Origin of the sequence: Flavobacterium filum DSM 17961, assembly GCF_000425465.1 — a bacterium.
Lineage (GTDB): Bacteria > Bacteroidota > Bacteroidia > Flavobacteriales > Flavobacteriaceae > Flavobacterium > Flavobacterium filum.
In genome coordinates this window covers 1-22,715 of the sequence record NZ_KE384381.1, presented here as the reverse complement: position 1 = coordinate 22,715, position 22,715 = coordinate 1, and the positions used below count along the sequence as shown (strand labels likewise).

Here is a 22,715-nt window from a genome sequence, read left to right as displayed (position 1 = left end):
TATTTTCTAACTTTCAAGTATTAAAAGATGACTAACAATATTAATTCTTGAATAGAAATTGAAACTCAGAATGTAATTTGTGTAAATCTATTTTAGGACAAGACAAATTAATTTATTTAATCCTTTAGATCCGTGTTCTATTAGTGCGATGTGACAACTGAAAACTACCAAAAGAAGGCATATAAAAACGCCAATACAATCATTACCGCAAAAGCACTAATCGTAAAGGAAGAACTCGTTGAAAAAGTTTCTTTCTGTAATTCAAAACCTTTTTTATCGTCTTTCCCTTTGTTTTGATTCCAACTAATGGCGGCAATTATTCCCATCGTAATCAATGTTGTATAACCCATTTGATCTAAGAATGGCAAATTAGGAAATACATTTTCCAAAGCACCACCTGATGCCCAACCTTTCGGTCCCACTTTAAAAAACATGGCTATCGGTATGGATAATAACGCACCCCAAATGGCTGCTTTATTTGTAGTTTTTTTCCAAAATAAGCCTAAAATAAAAATGGCTAAAATTCCCGGACTCACCACTCCGGTATATTCTTGAATAAATTGAAACGCCTGATTGATTCCCCCCAAAAGTGGTGCTACAATTGCCCCAATGAGTAAAGCTATCGCAGAAGTAATTCTTCCAACCGCTACTGTTTTGCGGTCATTCGCATTTTTATCAATATATTGTTTGTAAATATCCATCGTAAAAATGGTAGAAGTAGAATTTAACATCGAAGCCAAAGAAGAAACTATCGCAGCTGTCAAAGCAACAAAGGCTAATCCTTTTAAACCTGCCGGTAAAAATTGAATTAACCACGGATAGGCTTTGTCTGCCGCACCATCACTCGGAATGTTTAGTAAACCTTCAGCCCCTAAACGAGACAACATTTCAGGGTCATTCACTATCACATATGCGGCAATTCCTGGTATTACCACAATAAACGGAATCAGTAATTTTAAAAATGCAGCTAATAAGATACCTTTTTGAGCTTCTTTTAATGACTTAGCCGCTAACGCCCGTTGAATGATATATTGATTGAATCCCCAATAATATAGATTCGCAACCCACATTCCGCCGAGTAAGACACCAATGCCGGGAAGATTCATGTATTCAGGGTTGGAATCATCCAAAATCATAGAAAACTTTTCCGGTGCTTTGTCATAAATAATACCTAAACCTTCCAAAAGACCTTGTCCTTCTGAAACCGTATTTAAAGCCAAATAGGTGGTAGCCAATCCACCAAAAATCAGGAAAACGACTTGTATAGCATCCGTCCAAGCAATGGACGCTAATCCACCATAAATGGAATAAGCAGCGGCAAATAAGGATAAACCGATTATCGCCCACATCATATCAACACCCATGATGGTATTCATTGCTAAAGCTCCTAAATAAAGTACTGAGGTAATGTTGACAAAAACATACAATCCCACCCAAAATACTGCTAATATGGTCTTTAAATTGGTAGAAAATCGCTTTTCTACAAACTCCGGAATAGTATAAATTCCTTTTTCGATAAAAATGGGTAGAAAAAATTTCCCCACAATGATTAGCGTAATGGCGGCCATCCATTCATAAGAAGATATGGCTAATCCTACCGCAAAACCGGAACCGGACATTCCTATGAATTGTTCAGCTGAAATATTGGCGGCAATTAAAGAAGTTCCAATGGCCCACCACGGCAAGGATTTACTCGCCAAAAAATAATCTTCTGCATTTTTTTGATGCCCTTTTTTGGTGCGTGACATCCATAAACCGACACCTAAAATCAATAGAGCATAGCCTATAAATACAATATAATCAATGAGTTCAAATCCGTTTTTCATAAGGTTTGGTTGGTTTAGTTTTCTAATTTATAATGCAAAGTAGATAAGTTTCTTAAAATTTCAGCACTTTTTTCCGGGGAAATATCTCGTTGAGCTTCTCCCATCATTTCATACCCTACCATGAATTTTTTTACGGTTGCACTTCGCAACAATGGCGGATAAAAGTGCATATGAAAATGCCATTCCGGATGAGCTAAACGGTCGGTTGGTGCCTGATGAATTCCCGAAGAATAAGGGAAAGAGGTTTCAAAAAGATTGTCGTATTTAACCGTAATTGTTTTGATACTATCTGCAAAAGCTAAGGTTTCTTCTTTACTCATAGCGATAATGGTTCCAAAATGACGTTTGCTGATAATCATGGTTTCATATGGCCATGTAGCCCAAAAAGGAACAACTACTGCAAAATGCTCATTTTCATATACTAGTCGTTCATTTGATTTCAATTCTTCATCCAAATAAGCCTTTAGAAGACTTACTTTATGTTGTTCAAAATATTTTTGAAGGTTTTTTTGCGTTTTTTCCACCTGAGTAGGCAACGAAGATTGAGCCCAAATTTGTCCGTGCGGATGCGGATTACTACAACCCATTACCGCTCCTTTGTTTTCAAAAATTTGAACGTAATTGATAAAATCATGATTGCCCAATTCAATGTATTGTGCTGCCCACGTTTGAATGACTTTTTCAATGGCACTAATTTCCATTTCCGGTAAAGTCAAATCGTGTTGCGGAGAAAAACAAACCACTTTATTAATTCCGCGTTCCGGTTTGAGTTTGAAAAGGGTAGAGGTTGAAGGTTCCATGACCACTTCCTCTTTCAATAAGGCTGAAAAGTCATTTTCAAAAACATAACAATCCGAATAGTCAGGATTTTTTGTGCCATTAGAACGTTCGTTGCCCGGACACAAATAACAAGTTGGGTCGTATTTTGGAAGCGAAGTTAAGGTAGAATTTTCTTTCTGCCCTTGCCATGGACGTTTGGTGCGATGGGGAGAAACCAAAATCCATTCATCTAAAAGCGGATTATATCGGCGGTGTGGATGTTCGTTACTATTGAATTGTTGCATATTTTTTCTTATAAAGAAGCAAATTAATTTTTTTCTATTGGGTAAACCTGACAGGTTTCAAAAACCTGTCAGGTTTAAACAGGATAACAATTATTAAATCTATCAGGTTTAATTTTCTGATTTGAAAATTTATTCTTACTCGTTTTACATTAATTTTTTATTTTCTTTTTCACTTTTGAAGTGCCTTTGGAAATCTTCACTTTGTAATACGATAATGTAATTCCAAATTGCTCTCGGTAAGCTTTCGAAATCGATTCAAAAAGGGCTTTTTCACTTCCTTTTTCTACCAAATTAATAGAGCAACCGCCAAAACCACCACCCATCATTCTGGAACCGATAACTTGTTTTTTGTTTTTTACAAATTCAACCAAAAAATCAACTTCGGCACAACTTACTTCGTATTCTTTCGATAAACCTTCGTGGGTTTCAAACATAAGATTACCTAATTGCTCAAATTGGTTTTGGTCTAAAGCTTTCACCGCTTCATTCACTCTGCGAATTTCTTGAATTACAAAATGGCAACGTTTGTACAATGTTTCACCTAATTCATTTCGTAAAGATTCTAATTGATTTTCAGTACAATCTCGAAAGGTTTGAACACTTGGATAATGAGTTTTAATAGTATTCAAACCTTGTTCAACTTCATTTCTTCGGTCGTTGTATCCAGAAGTTAAATGCGTGTGTTTAACATGACTGTCAAACAAAACTAACGTATAATTTTTAAAATCGGCAGTATGGTACTCGTGTTCTAATGAAGTACAATCCAATTTGATAACGTGATTTTTTTTACCAAAAACACTCGCAAATTGATCCATAATACCACATTTTACTCCAACAAAAGTGTGTTCAGATTGCTGTCCGATAAGAGCAATTTCCTCACGGGATAATCCTAATTTAAAAAGTTTATTGAGTGCATAACCGAATCCACATTCTAGTGCAGCAGACGAGGAAAGTCCGGCTCCCATAGGGATTGTACTGCTAAAAACTACATTGAGACCTGCAAACGAAAATCCTTTCATTTTCATTTGATGCAAAACCCCTAACATATAATTTACCCACATTTTATCAACGGGTTGAAGTGTTTCACTCCAATTAAAACGATACGTTTCATTCAAGTCTTGGGCCACCAAAGTAAATTCATCCGTTTGTGATGTTGAAATCGCAAAACAAATGTATTTGTTGATGGCAGCCGGTAACACAAACCCATCGTTATAATCTACATGTTCGCCAATCAAATTGATTCGTCCCGGTGATAGGAAAACCGATTCGGGTTCGTGCTGGAATACTGATTTAAAATGTGCAGTTGTAGCAGCAATTAACTTTTTCTTCATGATTGCACCCTTATTTTTTTTGATTTATTACCACTTTTGCTTTGGCTAAACCGTTTGATTTAACGGTTAAAACTAAGTTTTCTGTAGTCTTTCCGGCCTGTAAAATAACTTGGCATTTTCCGTTGAATGCACAACGTTGCCATGCACCATTTCTGCACTTATCGGGTTCGTGTGAACTAGGATCACCATTGCCAACTCCAATAATTTGTCCATCGCCTTCAAGTTCAAAAAAGACCATGTTGTTGGCATTGGGTACTTCTCTTCCCTTTTCATCCACAATTGAAACATTTACGATTACACCATCTTTACCATCGGCCAAAACGGTTGTTTTGTTTGCAACCGCAAGAACTTTGGTTGCAACACCTGTTGTTTCAACTTTTGAGGTAATTTTTTCTCCGTTTTTAAAGGTAATTGCTTCTAAAGTTCCCGGTTCATACACAACATTCCATTTTAAGTGACTGTTACGAGGCATGCTTTTTTTGCCTAAACTTTTTCCGTTCAAAAACAATTCAACTTCCTCGGCATTGCTATTGACCCAAACTTCAATGGGTTGACCAATTTTTTCTTCCCAATTCCAATGTGGAGAAATATGTAAAACGGGTGCATTGCTCCACCAACTTTTGTAATAATAATAAATGTTTTTTGGAAAGCCACATACATCTAAAATACCAAAGTGTGAACTGATATTTGGCCATTTATACGGAGTTGGCTCACCGCGATAATCAAATCCGGTCCATACAAATCCACCCAGCCAATAATCGTTTTCGGCGGCTAATTTCCACCAAGTTTCGGCTTTGCTAGCCCACCATGGATGTGTAATATCCTGATCGGGAACATAGGCTCTAATTTCATCTTTTTCATAAATTCCGCGTGTGGTAACGGTACTTCCCATTTCAGTTCCCAGTAAGGGTTGATTGGGATGATCACGATGATAATCGGCAACGGCATACTCTCGGTAATTGAATCCTCTAATCGGAATAACTTCGTTCACGCCTTTGTATTCGTTGGCCATGTCAGCGGCGTAGGTACTGGTTCGTGTTGGGTCTAATTCTTTTTGAATAGCCATTAAAGATAGGGCAATTCGTTTCCCGTATTCATTGCCTTGAATGTTTTGTTCTTCATTACCAATAGACCATAAAATTACGGAAGGATGATTACGGTCACGTTTGATTAATCGTTTGAGTTGATCAACATATTCCGGACTGCTGTTCAATAATCGATGTTCATCTACTACCAACATACCTAAACTGTCACATGCTTCCAAAAGCTCTTTGGTGGGAGCATTATGACTCGCTCGGTAAGCATTTGAACCCATTTCTTTGAGCAATTTTATTCGATAGTATTGCATGAAGTCAGGGAGAGCACTTCCGATTCCGGCATGATCTTGATGATTATTAGTTCCTTGTATTTTGAAGTTTTTTCCATTTAGAGAGAATCCTTTTTTAGCTTCAAAAGCAACTGTTCTAAATCCAAAATTCACTTTTTGTTGATCTACAATCCGGTTATTTTGTTTAACTACGGAATAGACTTTGTACAGATAAGGATTTTCAAGTGACCAAAGTGTAATGTTGGATAAATTTAGTTGTTGTTTCAAAGTAGTTTTTCCATTGACAGCGAGCACAACTTTTTGTTCAGGTGTTTTGGCAAGAAGTTTACCATTTCTATCTGTAATATACGAATATACAAAGGCAGTAGAACCGGTTAAGTTTTTGTTTTCTACCTCTGTTTCAATGGTTAGTTTTGCTTTTTTACCGTCAATAGTAGCATGAGCAAATATTCCGTCAGTTGGAATATGAGTAGAATTGCGAATTGTCAACCAAACATGGCGGTAAATGCCGGCACCTTCATAAAACCAACCCTCAAATTGTGTTGCATCTACTCGAACAACCAAAACATTATTGCCTTCAAAGTTAATATAGTCGGTTACATCATAGGTATTTCCTAAATAGCCACTAAAATTGGTACCCACATAAAATCCGTTAAGCCAGATAGAAGCGTTGCGATAAATTCCATCAAACTGAATTTCAAAGCGTTTCCCTTCGTCTTTTTTGGCTACAGAAAAATGTTTGCGGTACCATCCAATACTGGTTTCCGGATAGGTACCACCCACCGGTTTGTAACCATGACTATCCATTTCATGCGTAGTAGATTTCACAAAAGGAAGTTCAACCACCCAATCATGGGGAACATTTACAGTTGACCATGTAGTATCTATAAATTTTGGACTAAGAATGGTAGTTTCATATATATTCGATTTATGAAATAACAGTTTGTTACCATAGTCAAAATCTTTATCCGGATTGGCGGAATGTCCAAAATGAAACTTCCAGCCTTCATCTAAACTGATTTTTTGTTGAGCAATTATTGGACTTACACTCCAAAGCAGGAGAAATATGTAAAAGGTCTTTTTCATTTGATTTAATTTTTAAAAGCATCCAATGCCGGTGAAGGTTGTCCGTTGGGGAGCCAAGCACTCAAGCTATAACCGCTCCAGCTTTTCTCGCCTTGGGGTTCCCAATATAAAACACCTAAGCCTTTTTTGTTTGGTAATGCCCGAACAGCTTTGATAGTGGCTTCCAATAACGCTTTGGTGTTTTCAATTTTGTCGTATTCGCCACCGACTTCAACAACCATTACTTCTTTGTTGTAGCGAATGATGAGGTCTTTTAAGTTGGTTTCCAAATTGGCGATGGTTTCGGTGTAATCTTTTTTAACCCAAAACGGATAGTACGATAATCCAATAACATCATACCGCACTTTTTGTTCGGTAGCATTGTCATAGAACGTTCTGAATTTTTCAATATTATCGCCTTCGTCAACATGAACAATTACTTTTATAGTTTTATCTACTGCTTTAACGGCATCATATCCTTTGTTTAATAAAATGCCCAATTGCTTCCAATTGTCAGTACTGCCATCAGGCCATAACATACCGCCCGGAATTTCATTGCCTATTTGTACCCACTCGGTTTTTACTTTTGCTATTTTCAAAGCGGTCATTACATCAAAAGTGTGATCATAAAGAGCTTGTGCCAGTTTATCAAAAGGTAAATTTTTCCAAGCTTCCGGTTTGTTTTGTTTACCTGGGTCGGCCCATGAATCACTGTAATGAAAATCAATCATAATTCGGAAACCCATTTTTTGTGCTCTTACCGCAAAAGCTATGGTTTCTTCTTTGCTGCAATGGCCACTTCGTGGGTCATCAGACGGATTCACAAAAACACGCAAACGAACGGTGTTCATTCCTCGGTCTTTTAAAAGCTGTAAAGCATCTTTTTTGGTACCGTCAGCATCATAAAATTGATAACCGGTGGCTTCCATTTGTGGTAGCCAACTCACATCGGCACCTTTTGCAAATTCTTGGGCAGAAGACGTACAATACACCAATAATCCGAAAACGATTGGGAAGAGTTTATTTTTCATTATTCACTTTTATTAAATACCGTCATTACCGGTAATGCTTTGTTATTAAAATCCCATAGTGCTTGGTTTTCCCATGATGAACCATTGGTTGATTCATTTCCTCGAAAGGCTATCCATTCACTACCCCAATAGGCAAAACCTAAACCATATTCCGATTGTTGTACTAGATTTTTAATGGCTTGTAAGAAGTTTTTTTGACCTTCCGGTGTGGCAGGATAGGCAGGAATAAGTTGGTTTTCAAGTCCTACTATGTTGTTGGTCCAATCTTTCCAACCTAATGTAAAAGGATATGCTGTTTCTGCAATGATCACTTTTTTGTTATGGGTTTGACCAAGACTTTGAATGGTTGACTGTAAGTCGGAAAGATTTTTACCATGCCAAACCGGATAGTATGAAAGTCCGATGTAATCATAATTTACAGGGCTCATTTTATTGAAAAACCAAGTTGCTCCGGCACCAATTCCGGCATAATGCAACATGATTTTTGTGGTATTTGATTTGGCTCGAATAGCAGTGCTCGCCGCATTCAACAATTCTAAACATTGACTTTCATTATTGATTAGATGTCCGGATGGCCACAACAAACCACTGTTGATTTCATTGCCAATTTGAATAATATCCGGTTGTATTTCGGTCATGATGGTTTCGGTATAAGCTACCATTTCATTTTTTAAATTGGCAAACGATAATCCATTCCAAGTCTCCGGTGTGGTTTGATGTCCGGGGTCGGCCCAAGTATCTGAATAATGAACGGTTAACCACAATTTCATACCGGCTAGCTTTACGCGTTGAGCAAATGCTTTTACTTGCGTAAATCCGGATTGAGCATCAATAGGATCTTTCCACAAACGAATACGGATGGTATTGCAACCCGCGTTTTTTAAAGTTGTTAAGGCATTCTCCGGTTGGTTGTTGGCATTAAAATAAACAGTTCCTTCACTTTCAATTAGAGGCAAAAAGGACATGTCAGCCGCACGAATGTAGGTATCAACCGGAACGATTGGATTGTCATCGTCATTGGTTGGGTTAGAATCATCGGAACAATTCACCAGTAAAAACAGAAATGGCAATAGTAAGATTATCTTTTTCATAACATAAAAATTATAGCGTTTCAAAAACAAACAAGGTTTGATGCTCATATTGTTCCCCTTTTTTTAATAAAGTGGAAGGGAAATGAGCATGATTAGGACTGTCAGGAAAATGTTGTGTTTCAAAACAGATGCCGCTTTTGGAATGGTAAGAGACATCTTCTTTGCCGTGAAGTTGACCAAAACAGTTTCCACCTACATAAATGTGTACCGCAGGTTGATTGGTAAAAACACTCATTTTCAGTTGATTTTTCGGACTGTAAAGGGAAGCCGCAATTCTGTTTTTTTCTTGTAACACAAACGTGTTGTCAATCGATACCGGACATATTTTTTCTTCCGTAAAGTCAAAAGGGCAATTGGATACATTCATCAACAGACCAGTAGGAATGTTTTCCTTATCGATTTCCAGCATTTTAGTGGAATTAACAAAAAGCTTTTGATATTCAATGGTTTCAGCGTGACCATCCAGATTAAAATAGGAATGTTGTGTAAGGTTGACTATCGTATCTTCTGTAGTAAAAGCATTAAATTTAATTACTAGTTTATTGTATTCCGTTAGCAAGTAAGTGATTTCCGTAATCAAAACTCCCGGAAAATGTTCTTCTTTGTTAGGAGAAGCATATTCCAATGTGATGGAAGGTGAATCGCCTTTTTCTATTTTTTTTACACTCCAAAGTTGTTGGCCAAATCCTTTATTTCCACCATGTAGGTGATGGTTGCCATGATTTTTAGGTAGCGAAATTGTTTTTCCGTTGAGGTCAAAACAAGCATTTTTAATTCTTCCGGCAAAACGACCAACTACGCAACCAAAATATGGAGCACTCGGCAATTGATAAGAGGCCAAATAGTCTTCCGGTCGATCAAATCCTAATACTACGTCAACGAGTTGTTGATTGGCAATAGGAACTTTTAACGATACAATGGTGGCTCCATAGTCCATAACGGACAATTCCATACCGTTTTTATTGGTTAGTGTATGCAAGAAAATTTCTTCTCCACTAGACAAAAAACCGAACGATTTTGTTATTTCAGTGGTCGCAAAAGAAGAAATATGTTTTTTTTCAGACATTTTTTTATGAATCTTTCATCAAATGTAGAAAATATATTTTTCTGTCCATACCGGTACCTACCGGTTTTTGTGTATCTTCCCACCGGTTTTTAAAAATGCAAGCATGAAAATCATTCAAGTGGACAATCAATCGGGTTTGCCGAAATACAAACAAATTGTGCAATCAGTTGAATTGGCAATAGCTGAGAAGCGTCTTGTAAAAGGAGATCGTTTACCATCTGTTAATAAAGTCAGTTTAGAGTTTTCGCTTTCGCGTGATACGGTTTTATTAGCCTATGATGAATTAAAAAAGCGAGGAATTGTTTTTGCTATTTTAGGCAAAGGTTATTATGTGAAAAGTGTTGAATTTAGTTATGAACAGCGTTTTTTGGTGTTATTTGATGAATTAAATGCGTTTAAAGAAGATTTATATATGTCTTTTTTAGAAGCGGTAAATGACAAAGCTCAAATTGATATTTTCTTTCATCATTTTAATCTAAATATGTTTCGAAAATTAATCAATGAAAGTAATGGAAACTATTCCAAATACATCATAATGCCAACGAATTTGAGCGGAGCGGCAGAAAGTATAAAAACATTACCCGTTAATGATGTATATATTTTAGATCAAACCAATTCAGCATTAGTTAACTATCCATCGGTACATCAAAATTTTGTAAAGGATATTTTCAATGCCTTGGAAGAATCCAGACCGCGGTTAATGATTTACAATCAACTTATTTTGATCTTTCCGGGATTTAAAGAACCGTTGGGAATGGTAGAAGGGTTCACTCAATTTTGTCAACAGTATGCTTTTACACATAAAGTGATAACCGATTTTGACCATCAAAAAATTGAACTCGGGAGTGTGTATATTATTCCGAACGATCGTCACTTGGTGCAGGTTATTGAACAGTCTAAAGCACAACAATTTCAACTGGGACAAGATTTTGGCATCATTTCCTATAATGATACACCGCTTAAAAAGGTGGTTGAAAATGGGATCACCACTATTTCTACCGATTTTAAGATGATGGGTAAACAGCTGGGAGAGATGGTGTTAAAGAATCAGAAAATGCAAATTGAAAACCCAAGTCGGTTGATTTGGCGTAAATCACTATAGTTAATAAAGTGTAGTACAAATTCGACAAAAATAATACAGTTTGTACGACTTAACTTTGTCGTATTCTCTTTATTTTTGAAACGTTATTCTATTGATTTTGAAAGGGGTTTTTGAATCTGGAATAATTTTAATTGGACTTGTAAAATTGGGGTAATACAATGTCAGCATATCAAGAAAAGATTCGGAAGTTTTTAGACTTTTCCCGAAAGGATTTTATCACGACAAAAAACAGAAAAGTAATCCATTATTCGCTTTTGGGAGCGTTAATAGTGTTGCAATTCTTTTTAGGGCTCACACTTTATAACGAGTGGATTAATCAAAGCAAGGTTAATGATTTGCAAAAGGAAAGACGATTGGCGGATACGGTTCGGCAATTGTCTGATAAAACGCGTAGTGATTATTTAGATGCACAATGGCAACTGCAAAACTTTTTTTTAAAACGTGAACCCGCTTCGCTAGACCGTTATTTTGCTTTAATGGATGGCGTTTTATCACGTATGGATACTTTGCATGGCATGACTGCTGAGCAACAGCGTTGGAAGCAATTGATGCATGTAAAGCAACAAAAAGAACAAAATTTTCTTGCTTTAAAAAAGGAACTTGACGTTGTAATGAAACAGTATTTGTCAGATTCCACCTTTATAAAAAACAATGCGGAAGGTTTTCAACCTTTTCCTGCAGAAGAAGTGTTGGAAAATGTTGAAGTTGAAACCCGAATCAAAGCTGATCCGGCATCCAAAAAAGGATTGTTTTCCCGATTGATGGCTGCCTTTTCCGGTAAGGTAGAAATCCAAAAAGAGATTGTAGAAAATACCGTGAAAATGAAATACGGTAAAACGGCAACTTCCGGAACGGTTGAACAACAAATGAAACGTTTGTTGGATAAAGCAGCTGAACATTATAAAGAGCAATTCACGCAATTGCAACATCGTTTTTATGGTTTAAAAAAAGAAGATGCGGCTTTAATGGCTTTGAATGAGGCATTGGTCAATGAAAGTCATCAATTGTTGGAAGCATTCAATCGTATTTCCAATCAGCTGTATCGGGAAAGTGAAAGGGCAGAGGCGGAACAACTTGCAACCGTTCATTCTATTCGAGCGTTTTCTTTGTTTATGTTGATTTTTGGTTTGGTGTTACTCACTTTGTTTTTATGGATGGTTACGCGATTGGCCTTTCAAAAAGAGCACCACTTGACAGAAGCCAATTCAACCATTCAAAAGCATTTGGTTTTCAAGACAAAAATCATTGGCATGTTGAGTCATGAAGTTCGTTCGCCACTCAGTTTGATTGGGGTGTTTAGCAAACGATTAAGTCAACGGTTTTCGGACGAAGAAACGAAGGAAGTGTTTCATTCTTTGCAGTACACTACTCATTCTTTATTGGTTTTGGTCAATCAAGTATTGGACTTTTCCAAAAAGGAAAACCATCGGTTGAAGTTGAAAAAAACAAGTATTGATTTGAGTGAAGAGTTAACGATGTTGTTTTCCGCTTTGCGAAATTTAGTTCATGAAAGTGGAAATACCTTAGTGCTACCTGAAAACTTGCCTAATGGAGTGAAAGCTACTGCCGATATGGTGAAAATTCAACAATTGTTTTATAATTTGATTGGAAATGCCAATCGTTTTACCCAAAACGGAACAATTCGTATTGCGATGGCTATACAACCTCAAGGCGAACACTATTGGCGAATGATGGTGGAAATCAAAGATAATGGCAAAGGAGTTCCTCCTCAGGATTTGGAGATGATTATGGACGCAGTGGTAAGAGGAAAAGAGACGGTTCGTTTGGATGATGTCAGTACAGGACTTGGTTTGTTATTGTGTAGAGAAATCATTACCTTGTACCAAGGAAGTTTTTCCATTAGCAGTGAAGTAAACCAAGGAACAACAGTTGCTTTTTCGTTGGTTATCGATAAAGAAGTGTAGCCTATGAGTGATGTAATGCAACATCCTTATCAATTTGTATTAGCAGACGACCATTTAGTGGTGCGTCAAGGGATGGCTTTTTTGGTTCGGGAACTTTTTCCGAATGCTCAGATACGGCAAGCAGATACGTTTACAAAAGTGAGGCAGTTGCTACAAGAGCAGCACGTAGATGTATTGATTTTGGATGTGAGTTTCCCTGAAGGCAACAGTTTGATGTTGTTACCTGAAGTCAAAAAGGTGCAACCGGAATGTAAAGTGATGATATTTTCTGCGTTGGAAGAAGAGGTGCATGCCCTTCATTTTTATCATGCCGGAGCCAATGCCTATCTCAATAAACTCAGTGATGAAGAAATCATTCGCAAAGCGTTAACCGGTTTGGTAACGGAAGGACGTTATTTGAGTGATTTGGCCAAAGAACTTATTTTTACTTCTTATTTAAAAGGGAAACCCCTTAATCCGATCGACCATTTATCTGAACGTGAACTGGAAGTAGCCCGACTGATGGTGAAAGGGTTGGGTAATTTAGAAATCTCTAATGTTTTGCAACTGCAAAAAACGACAGTAAGCACGTATAAAAAACGCATTTACGAAAAGTTACAAATCGACCATTTAGCTGCGTTGATTGAAGTGTTTACGTACTACCACGCACATTAATTTTGTAGCATCATTTCTACATGGCTTCCAATGAAGTACTACATGCTACTTCAACGAAACGACTTATTTTTGTTCTCGATGAATGTGACACATTTATCCCCTTTTGCTCCATAGCAGTTAAAGTTGGTTGGTTTGAATTGTAATGAGTTTTCATCATATTACAAGTATTTAGTTGAATTTGGAAGACACCTTGGCACGTTACCAGGGTGTTTTGCGTTTATGTTATATTTGTTCTGTATCAACCCTCGAAGGGTTCGAAACCTATTGAGGGTTAAGAAAAATAAAAATATCTTGATTATACTTGCTTTTTAGAATAATCGTTGTATATTTGCACTCACAAATCGCGGGATAGAGCAGTAGGCAGCTCGTCGGGCTCATAACCCGAAGGTCACAGGTTCGAGTCCTGTTCCCGCTACTAAGCAACTCCAATTGAAAGATTGGAGTTTTTTTATGTCTATACTTTTCAGTAAAATCAATACTTCTCTTGAAATCAGCCATTCTAATAAATCTCATAAATTAATAAAGCGAGGCATACAATTAGGGTTGCAACTTTTTAAAATTGGGTTGCAAAAAGGCTAACATTTGGGTTGCATATCTAAATTCTATGGGTTGCATATCTAAAATTTCAATAATAACTAATAAACTATCTAATGACAACACAACCAATTAAAATATTGTTTGTGATTTCTGCTACAAGAAAAAACAAAAAAGGATTAGTTCCATTAGTTTGCAGAATCACATATCTAGGTAAAAGAAAGCCATTTGCAACAGGCATATTTGTTAATCCAGATAATTGGAACAACACATTACAAAAAGTAGTTCCTCCTGATGTAGAGAACACTCAAATAAACACTCAACTGAGCCTGATTAAACAAGAAATTAATCAGGCTTTTTTATTTCTACAAGTTCAGAATGATGATTTTGATGTAGATGATATTTACCTAAAGTATAAGGGTGAAGATGTAAAACCTGCAAAGTCTTTAATTGAAGTTTTTGAATTGCATAATTCAAGAATGGAAAAGTTGATAGGTAAAGAGTATTCAAAATCTACACATTCAAAATTTATTGAAGCCAAACAGCACACTGAGGATTTTCTGTATTACACAACTAAAAAGCGTAATATACAGCTAGAGGATATAAGTTTAAAGTTTTTACAGGATTTTGATTTTTATCTTAAAACACAAAAAAACTTCAAACAAATAACCATCAATAAAAGCATACAGAGAATATCTAAAATTATTAAACTTGCTTTAGCTGAGGGTTTTTTAGTAACAAATCCCTTTATTTTGTACAAGCCCAAAAAAGTAATCAATAACATTACTTATCTTACCCCTGAAGAATTATCTAGCTTAGAAAATTACAAGTTTTCACAAAAGAGATTAGAACAAGTGAGAGATATGTTTGTGTTTTGTTGTTATACAGGTTTACCCTATCAAGAAATGGCTAGTTTAAAAGCTAAGCATATTGTAAAGAAGTTTGATAATAAACTTTGGATTGATATGTACAGGCAAAAAACAAAGAAACAATTTGCTTTGCCATTACTCCCAAAAGCTTTAGAGATTCTTGATAAATACAAATCAGATAAAGAGCTGTTGCCAATAATTTCTAATCAAAAATTTAACTCTTACATTAAAGAAGTAGCTGAGATAATTGGTATTGAAAAGAAACTTACACACCATATAGCTCGTAAAACATTTGCAACAACAGTATTACTCTATAATGATGTGCCAATGGAAATTGTGAGTGAATTATTGGGGCATTCAAAGCTATCTACCACACAAGAGCATTATGCTAAAGTGGTTCAAAGAAAAGTTAGTGAACAAGTTGCAAACCTTTCTGATAGACTAAACAAATAGATTTGATAAATAATTGTGTTGTAGTATATTTACAGCACAATTATTTATTACTGATGGCTTTACCAAACACACACTTTCAAGATTTTCCAATAGAATTTAAAGAAATAAATCCTCAAGATTTTCCTTTATTTAATGTTGATGATAAAATAATTATTGAACCTAATAGATTAGGTTGGATTAATGAGCAATTGCAATCTAACATAATTCTAGATGAGAAAAATACTGTTGTTGTAAATGCAGCAGTAGGTCAAGGTAAAACCTATTCAATTATTGAGATTGCCAAAAGATATTATTTTGATAAAAATCAAGAATACCTAATCTTTATAGCTTCTCCATTTGTAAGTCTTGTTGAACAGTATTTTAATGATATTTCATGCGAACAAATTCCAGAAAATAAAATTTACAGATATGAGTATATTGGTCAAGAAAACAATATATCATATATTGATAAAAAAATACATATTATCACAGTAAATGGTTTGTTAGGTAATCCGGGAGAAGATGCTTTTATTAATTCCCAAGCTAAAAGAAAATACCTTAATGATTTAGCTAGGCATTGTAAAGCAAAAAACAAAAAGGTAGTTTTTATTTATGATGAAATTCATGATGCAATTCACAACTTTAAAGAAGAATTCATTTTCAATCTATGGAAATGGAAAGATGTAATACACAAGAATTTTATCATAAGTGCTACATTCAATGAAGCTTCAAAGATTGTAATAGAATATCTAGCTGAATTAACAGATAAAAATATACAAATCATTGAGTCAAAAAGAACAAGGATTCCAAAAAATCAAAGTGCCTTATACTTGCATTACAACCCTGCCAAATATTTTAAAAATGACAATGAGCAAATTGTAGCAGTTGTACAAGACGCATTGGAGAGAGGTAAAAAAGTTGATATTTTGTCATATTCAAAAAATCTAGCTGATGAAATGACCAATCCAAAAAATGATGGGGTTAGCAAAGAACTTTATAAATACAATACTAGAATTCAAAATTGTACTTCTGATTTAAACTCAAATCAAAGAATGGGTAAGTTAGAAGTAACAAATAGGTTTAGTAAGACAGATTGTAATGTTGGCACAAATTTCAAAACAGGCGTAAGTATAGAAAAAACCAATCATGCTTATATTATCATCATGCCTCACAAAGGAGAGGGAATGCCATTTAAAAATCTTAATGGAATTTTTAGTAATGGTATAATATCTGTAGTTCAAGCTTTAGCAAGACAAAGAAAAAGAGGTGGAGAAATACACATTATATTGCCTCCTCCAGAGAGTTTTGATTATTTAACATTACCATTTGATGATGAATTAAAACTTGAATTTGCCAAATTCTATGAAATTATAAAAGACCACTCAGCTACAAAAGAACTAGTAAAGTATGTCCCATTAAATACTCAAAATGAAATACTACGTAAATTTTATGAAGAGGAATACAGAGGGAATCTTCTTAATGAAATTGAAGAAGTAAAAAATTCAGAAAGAGATGAGCTAGTAAGATTAATCTTCCCTGAGTTTAAATTATTCCAACTAGAATACGGAGAGGATTATCTTGCTAACAATTTTAAGTTTTTTGGTAAAGATTTATCTGCATATATTACCTATTGTGCTATTACTAATCAGTTTATTAATTGCAATTTAAAGGGAGTTACCTACAAACCCCTCATAATATTTGAGGAAAATAAAATCCAAAACAGGTTACAACATTTCTATAAAATGTATATGGATTCAGAAACTTATCAAATGACATATAGAGATAGTTCTGATTTATGGTTTTATCATGAATTTAGAAACAACTTATTCAATAGCTATAGGTTAAAACTGAAAGTTAATGATGAAAGGTTTGATACAATAAAAGAGTATAAAAACAGAAAATTTGAAGTACAATTAATTGGTTTTATACAGAGGATTATTTATCCAAATGCTTATTTTTCTGCAATGAACTACACATCTTTAAGAGGATTTAGAGATTATGAATTTTCAAGAAAAGATTACTTTTCTTTTGGTATTGTACATGCAGAGAGATTAAATTTGAATGATTATATTTCAGATGAATTTACAACTAAAAGAATAAATGCTTTTAGAACACTTAATCATTTCAGAAATAAAATAATTCAAAGTATTCAAACAAGTTCTTCCTCAACTAGAGGAGATTACAGATATGTTTTAGCTACACCACCAAGAGGATTTGTTAATGAGCAAGAACAAGCTATATTTGAAAGTATGATTGACTATTTTGTTACTCAGGATAGATTTATAAGAAATAATATTTTTGAATTTAAACAGAGATTTAAACCTACACATACATTTAAACAAAAAGTAAAATCTTTTTATACTAAACTAATTGATGATTTTTTTGAAACTGAAAATTACAAAAAATCAACTCCACCTAGAAGGATTGTAAAAGTAATTAACTCTATCTATGAATTACCAAATTTTGAAGAGGTACTAGACTTCGTAAGTCCCGCAGATATTTCATTTTCTGATGAGTATTTGGACTATATTAATTATGAAATTGTAGATGGAAAATTAATACATACTCCAATATAATTTTAACTCGTCCAATTTTGATATTTACCTATATAGGATTGTGTCAAAAGTGGACGTAATTAAACTTTCCTAAAAACCTCAAATTCCAGCTAGACTTATAGAAATATCTCTATAGGTTTAGTTTCTATTTCACAACTAATAGGGTTTCTTTTTAATCTTCCCACCCTAGAAAAATCTTTGGATTTAACAACGCACGAACTTGGAGGAGGACTACTCTGTAGTAGGTTTGAGTATAGCACAAAGCTACTAAATTTCTACCACAATAGCAACCAAAAACACCCATTAAAAAACATTTTAAAGCTAATAGCCAAAAATTACTTTTGGCTATTTTTTTATATACAAATTAATCAACTTAAACATTTTATTACTATGCAATTAAAGCAATCAGAAAGAAAACAAGTTAAGCTTCGTTTAGGGATAAGTGGAGCTTCTGGCTTTGGTAAAACTAAGTCAGCATTATTATTAGCCTATGGTATGACTAATGATTGGAGCAAAATAGCAGTTATAGACACTGAAAACTCCTCTGCATCATTGTACTCAGATTTAGGAAATTTCTATGTTATAGATATTTCTGCTCCTTATACACCTGAAAGATATATTGAAGCAATTACATTATGTGAGAATTCAAATATTTCAGTTGTAATTGTGGATTCTATTACCCATGAATGGAATGGTTCAGGTGGATGTTTGGATATTCACGAAAAACTAGGTGGTAGATTCCAAGATTGGGCTATTGTAACACCAAGACATCAAGCCTTTATTGATAAAATTCTACAATCAAGTTGCCATATCATTACTACAGCTAGAAGAAAAATTGAGTATGACATTGACAAAGATGCTAATGGCAGATTGAAAGTACAAAAGTTTGGTACTAAAGAAATAACTAGAGAAGGTTTTGAATATGAGCTTACAGTCAATTTCGAGTTAATCAATGACAATCATTTAGCTAGAGCAAGTAAGGACAGAACAGGGCTATTTATGAATAAACCTGAGTTTGTTATTAATTCTGCAACAGGTAAAAGGATTTTAGAATGGTGTAATTCTGGTACTAACTTACAAGATGCTAGAGAGAAAATTAAAGCTACTAAAACAGTTGATGAATTGAAAGTTTTATACAATCAATACAGCTCGTGGCGTGAATTACTAGAGTACGATTTTAAAATTCAAAAAGACACCATCAATTCAAAAGAATTATTGTTAAACCCTAAATCCTTTTCAACAAATGGACACACAACTCATCACTGAAAATTCTACTACCATAATAGAGAATAATAGTAGTACTACAGAACCAACATTGGTATTACAAAGAGTAAATCCAAATGGCACTAAAACTATATTGAATTATCCTAAAAGTGAAAATATTGATATAGATAATGAAGTTATGCTACCTAGCAAGATTAATGAGATTATTGCTGTAGAAACTACTCCAAAACTTACAGAAACTAGCTTATTTGTACCTAAACCATTTATTGAAGCTAACACTTCAGAAATTAGTTTACACACCTTAAAAAGTGATTGTGTAATACCAGTATTTTCAAAAGATAATGAAAGGACTATTGCACATCAAGAGTTTGTTGAAATTGCACAAGATTGTGTTAGTAGAGTATTCCCTCATCATATATTTGATGAACCAGAAGTAAGAGTTTCACACCAAATTAAAGGCAGAACTCCTGATGCTATTAATAAACAAGCTAAAGATTTACTAGACCACGAAAGAACACAATACTTTGAAAGAATGGCATTCATTATTAGAATACCTAGTATTGTTGATACAATTAATGGTAATGAAATTGCTCTTTGTATTGGTGGAGTAAGAAGCTATAATTTAGAGAACCTATACAACAAAAAGACTATTGAAAAGTTCAAGTTTTTTATAGGTTTCCAAGTTAAAGTATGTTGTAACCTTGCTGTATCAAGTGATGGATTTGTGGAGGAAATGCGTGTAAGTTCGTATCAAGAATTACAAAGCAAGATTTTAGAAGTGTTGAACAATTTTAATGCAGAAAAGCAATTAGTACAAATGAAGCAACTTTCTGAACACTCACTTACAGAACATCAGTTTGCAACTCTTTTAGGCAGGACAAGGCTATATCAGCACTTGCCTAAAAAAGACAAGCTAAATATTCCTGTATTAAATTTCAATGATGGTCAGCTTAACACTATAGCAAAAGACTATTACGAAGACACTAGTTTTAGCAGAAATGAAAATGGAGATATCAACCTATGGAATGTATATAACCTCTTTACTCAAGCTAATAAATCAAGCTATATTGACACTTTCCTCTCAAGAGGAGTTAATGCCTTTGATTTCTCAAATGGCTTGTTAAAAACACTAAATGGTAGCTCTAACTATCATTGGTTTTTGAGTTGAGAAGAACCCAATCCCTTAATTGGGATTGGGTTCAATTATTCCTTTTTTAATAGCCAAGTCTTTAATTTGATTGTTAGGATGACTTAATAAATTATTTCTCAAAGCACTAATTAAACTAGCATTTTGTGAAACCATAACTTGATTTAAAAATTGTTCATTATAAAAATCTAAATTATCCAGAATTGATTGTAAAATTCTATTTTTATTCATGCCTTGAATTCTGTCAAAAAATGAAAATATTTCTGGTGAGAAAATATATACCTTGTTTCTACCAACTATTCTATTAAGGTTTGACTCAATAATTAACTTCAATTTTTCAGCATTGATATAGGATTTAATTTTAATTATTTGTTTATTAGAAATTTGTATAGGTAGATTGTTGTTAATTACTAAATTACCAAATGAATGAATAAAATTGTCTTCAAAAAATTCCTTTTTTATCTTGTCTAAATCTAAAAGTTTTTCAAAAAGCTTATATTCATTGGTAGTAGTATTTTGAAGAAAAGCCCTATTACTTTTAATGTGATTTAGAAGATAATCATTTGCTTTTTCAATTAATTCTGTATTTAAAAATTTACTTGATTTAATAATTAATTCAACATCAATATTTTCAATTACAATCTCATGATTTTTAGCATTTCTATTTAAGTAATCATAAAGATTGAAATCATTAATATTTAAAACTCTTGAATTTAAGCTTGTATAATTCTCTAAAATCCAATTAAAACTTTCATTGTTTAATTTAATAGTGTTTGACTTAAATAAATTTAATGCAAAATCTTTAATATTATTACTTTCATCAAAATGAATACATAAATCCAATACTTTGTACAACTTTTCATAAGTAGAATACTCTTTGACTTTTTTGGTCATATTTTGATAAGTAATACCACCAAATCTAGCTATAGCCTGATTAAATTCACTTGCAATATTATTTGTTTTTGCTTGATTATAATTAATAAAAATTAATAGAAATGCATTTGTCAAATCAATATTTTTATCTGCTTTTAGAATTAAATCAACTATGGATGAAAATGAAATATTTGAAATTTTATCAATATTAATATTACTGAAAATAGTATGATAAAATACTAATGCCTCAATTTCTTCTAAACTATTAAAAGTTCTATTTATCCAATTGGTGTTTACATTTTCTTCTATAAAATTTAGATTTTCTTCTTGACTTAAAAATGAAAGTTCATTTTTATATTGAATCAATTTTGTAGAGTTCAAATTTTCATCAAATGGTTCGTCAATAAGAAATGCTTTTAAATTTTCAATTGATAACTTAACTTTAATTTTTCTATAAAGTTCTTTATCATCACTTATTAAATTAATTATTAATTCAGCAAGTATTTCTTGTTCATTAATAGATAAATCTTTAAAACTAAAATTTTTATTTTGAGTTATAAAAGAGTCAACCTCCTTTAAAAAATTAATATATAAAATTTGATTTTCTTTTGGGAATCCATTTATCTCTTTTGAATTATCCCCAATTATACTGACTAATGATTTATTGATTAATTCAATTTTTGATTTTTTAGAGCAACTTTTACAAACACCAATTACAGTTTCATTGAAAATTGTAAATCTATTTTTTGCAATTTTCTTATAATAATACTCCCATAAATCTTTAAATATACTTTTCTTGTTTTCTTGAATAAAAAATGGCTCTAGATGGTTCAAAATATTTGTAACATCATCAAAATATTTGTCATTTGTAAATCCTTCCATTCCAGCACTATCAATAAACTTTTTAAAGTATTTGTGAAAGTAAGTATAAAAATATGGTAGACTCAAAATATCATTATCAAATTGATTGAAATTCTTAAGTCTTTCTTCAATTACATTATGTAACAATGATTCTTGAGCATCTATATCCTTATCAACTCCATAAATTACTTTAGCTAAGTTAAGTTCAAGATTTACATCTTCAGTAAAAAATGTGTCCAATTTTTCTAAATACTTACTTCTATTTATGATGTTTTCATTGATTACGCCATTGAAAAGTATGTCTTTTTTTAATATCACAATTGAAAAATATCTTAATTCAATTTTAGGGTTTTGAATGTAATATGTTGCAAGTTGATTAATAAAGTTTATTATTCTTCTCGGGGTTATTGGAAAAAACGGTCAAATTGACCACCTAATTCCGGAGCAAATTGACCATCGATTCCGATTCAAAATGACCACCTAATTTCGGGTCAAAATGACCACCACTTTCCGGTTGAAATTGACCACCGAAAAATACTACTTTTTTTCATGCTGTTAGCCACCTAAATTCGTTGAAAAACGAATTATGGCAAATAAAATAACAGACATGAGTAAGATAAGAAAAGTCATTAAATTTCATTGCAAGGGCAAGAGTAATTTATTTATCAGCAAGTACCTTTCACTTTCCAGAAACACGGTAAAGAAGTATATTTCTTTGTTCAAAGTATCGGGCTACAG

15 protein-coding genes and 1 tRNA gene are annotated in these 22,715 nt (G+C 33.5%); 8 read left to right on the top strand and 8 right to left on the bottom strand.

The window, feature by feature from the left end; genetic code table 11:
• Positions 1-164: 164 nt before the first annotated feature.
• The 7 genes from H601_RS0113050 to H601_RS0113020 form a co-directional block, all read right to left on the bottom strand.
• Positions 165-1,826 carry a sodium/sugar symporter gene (locus tag H601_RS0113050; RefSeq protein WP_026711899.1) on the bottom strand — a complete coding sequence of 554 codons (1,662 nt, stop codon included), beginning with the start codon at positions 1,824-1,826 and terminating at the stop codon, positions 165-167.
• A gap of 14 nt (positions 1,827-1,840) precedes the next feature.
• A complete protein-coding gene (locus tag H601_RS0113045; RefSeq protein WP_026711898.1) occupies positions 1,841-2,890 on the bottom strand; it encodes a UDP-glucose--hexose-1-phosphate uridylyltransferase in 1,050 nt (349 codons plus the stop codon).
• Positions 2,891-3,039: 149 nt separating this feature from the next.
• Positions 3,040-4,221 (bottom strand): galactokinase, encoded by a 1,182-nt coding sequence (gene galK / locus H601_RS0113040; protein ID WP_026711897.1) that lies wholly within the window; start codon positions 4,219-4,221, stop codon positions 3,040-3,042.
• A gap of 10 nt (positions 4,222-4,231) precedes the next feature.
• Positions 4,232-6,634 carry a beta-galactosidase GalA gene (galA, locus tag H601_RS0113035; protein WP_026711896.1) on the bottom strand — a complete coding sequence of 801 codons (2,403 nt, stop codon included), beginning with the start codon at positions 6,632-6,634 and terminating at the stop codon, positions 4,232-4,234.
• A 5-nt stretch (positions 6,635-6,639) separates the two neighbouring features.
• On the bottom strand, positions 6,640-7,644 hold the full coding sequence (locus H601_RS15840; protein WP_084139989.1) for a glycoside hydrolase family 53 protein: 1,005 nt from the start codon (positions 7,642-7,644) through the stop codon (positions 6,640-6,642).
• Positions 7,644-8,735 (bottom strand): glycoside hydrolase family 53 protein, encoded by a 1,092-nt coding sequence (locus H601_RS0113025; RefSeq protein WP_026711895.1) that lies wholly within the window; start codon positions 8,733-8,735, stop codon positions 7,644-7,646. Before H601_RS0113025 ends, H601_RS15840 begins: the two co-directional genes overlap by 1 nt.
• A gap of 10 nt (positions 8,736-8,745) precedes the next feature.
• Positions 8,746-9,801, bottom strand: a complete 1,056-nt coding sequence (locus H601_RS0113020; RefSeq protein WP_051220760.1) for an aldose epimerase family protein — start codon at positions 9,799-9,801, stop codon at positions 8,746-8,748.
• 103 nt (positions 9,802-9,904) lie between these two features.
• Between H601_RS0113020 and H601_RS0113015 the strand changes: the two genes are divergently transcribed.
• From H601_RS0113015 to H601_RS0112980, 8 genes are all read left to right on the top strand, one after another.
• Positions 9,905-10,903, top strand: a complete 999-nt coding sequence (locus H601_RS0113015) for a GntR family transcriptional regulator (RefSeq protein WP_026711893.1) — start codon at positions 9,905-9,907, stop codon at positions 10,901-10,903.
• A gap of 158 nt (positions 10,904-11,061) precedes the next feature.
• Positions 11,062-12,828, top strand: a complete 1,767-nt coding sequence (locus tag H601_RS0113010; RefSeq protein ID WP_026711892.1) for a sensor histidine kinase — start codon at positions 11,062-11,064, stop codon at positions 12,826-12,828.
• Between the two features lie 3 nt (positions 12,829-12,831).
• The gene (locus H601_RS0113005; RefSeq protein ID WP_026711891.1) at positions 12,832-13,482 is read left to right on the top strand and encodes a response regulator; all 651 of its coding nucleotides are present in this window, start codon (positions 12,832-12,834) and stop codon (positions 13,480-13,482) included.
• A 342-nt stretch (positions 13,483-13,824) separates the two neighbouring features.
• A tRNA-Met gene (locus H601_RS0113000) sits at positions 13,825-13,897 on the top strand.
• Positions 13,898-14,132: 235 nt separating this feature from the next.
• Positions 14,133-15,338: a site-specific integrase gene (locus tag H601_RS0112995; protein ID WP_026711890.1), complete on the top strand. Its 1,206-nt coding sequence runs from the start codon at positions 14,133-14,135 to the stop codon at positions 15,336-15,338.
• A 53-nt stretch (positions 15,339-15,391) separates the two neighbouring features.
• On the top strand, positions 15,392-17,893 hold the full coding sequence (locus tag H601_RS15835; protein ID WP_051220759.1) for a DEAD/DEAH box helicase family protein: 2,502 nt from the start codon (positions 15,392-15,394) through the stop codon (positions 17,891-17,893).
• A gap of 177 nt (positions 17,894-18,070) precedes the next feature.
• Positions 18,071-19,138 (top strand): AAA family ATPase, encoded by a 1,068-nt coding sequence (locus tag H601_RS0112985; RefSeq protein WP_342663361.1) that lies wholly within the window; start codon positions 18,071-18,073, stop codon positions 19,136-19,138.
• Positions 19,116-20,264: a DUF3871 family protein gene (locus H601_RS0112980; RefSeq protein ID WP_026711888.1), complete on the top strand. Its 1,149-nt coding sequence runs from the start codon at positions 19,116-19,118 to the stop codon at positions 20,262-20,264. Before H601_RS0112985 ends, H601_RS0112980 begins: the two co-directional genes overlap by 23 nt.
• 15 nt (positions 20,265-20,279) lie before the next feature.
• Here the strand turns inward: H601_RS0112980 and H601_RS0112975 are convergent, their stop codons facing one another.
• Positions 20,280-22,295 (bottom strand): hypothetical protein, encoded by a 2,016-nt coding sequence (locus tag H601_RS0112975; protein WP_026711887.1) that lies wholly within the window; start codon positions 22,293-22,295, stop codon positions 20,280-20,282.
• Between the last annotated feature and the right edge of the window lie 420 nt (positions 22,296-22,715).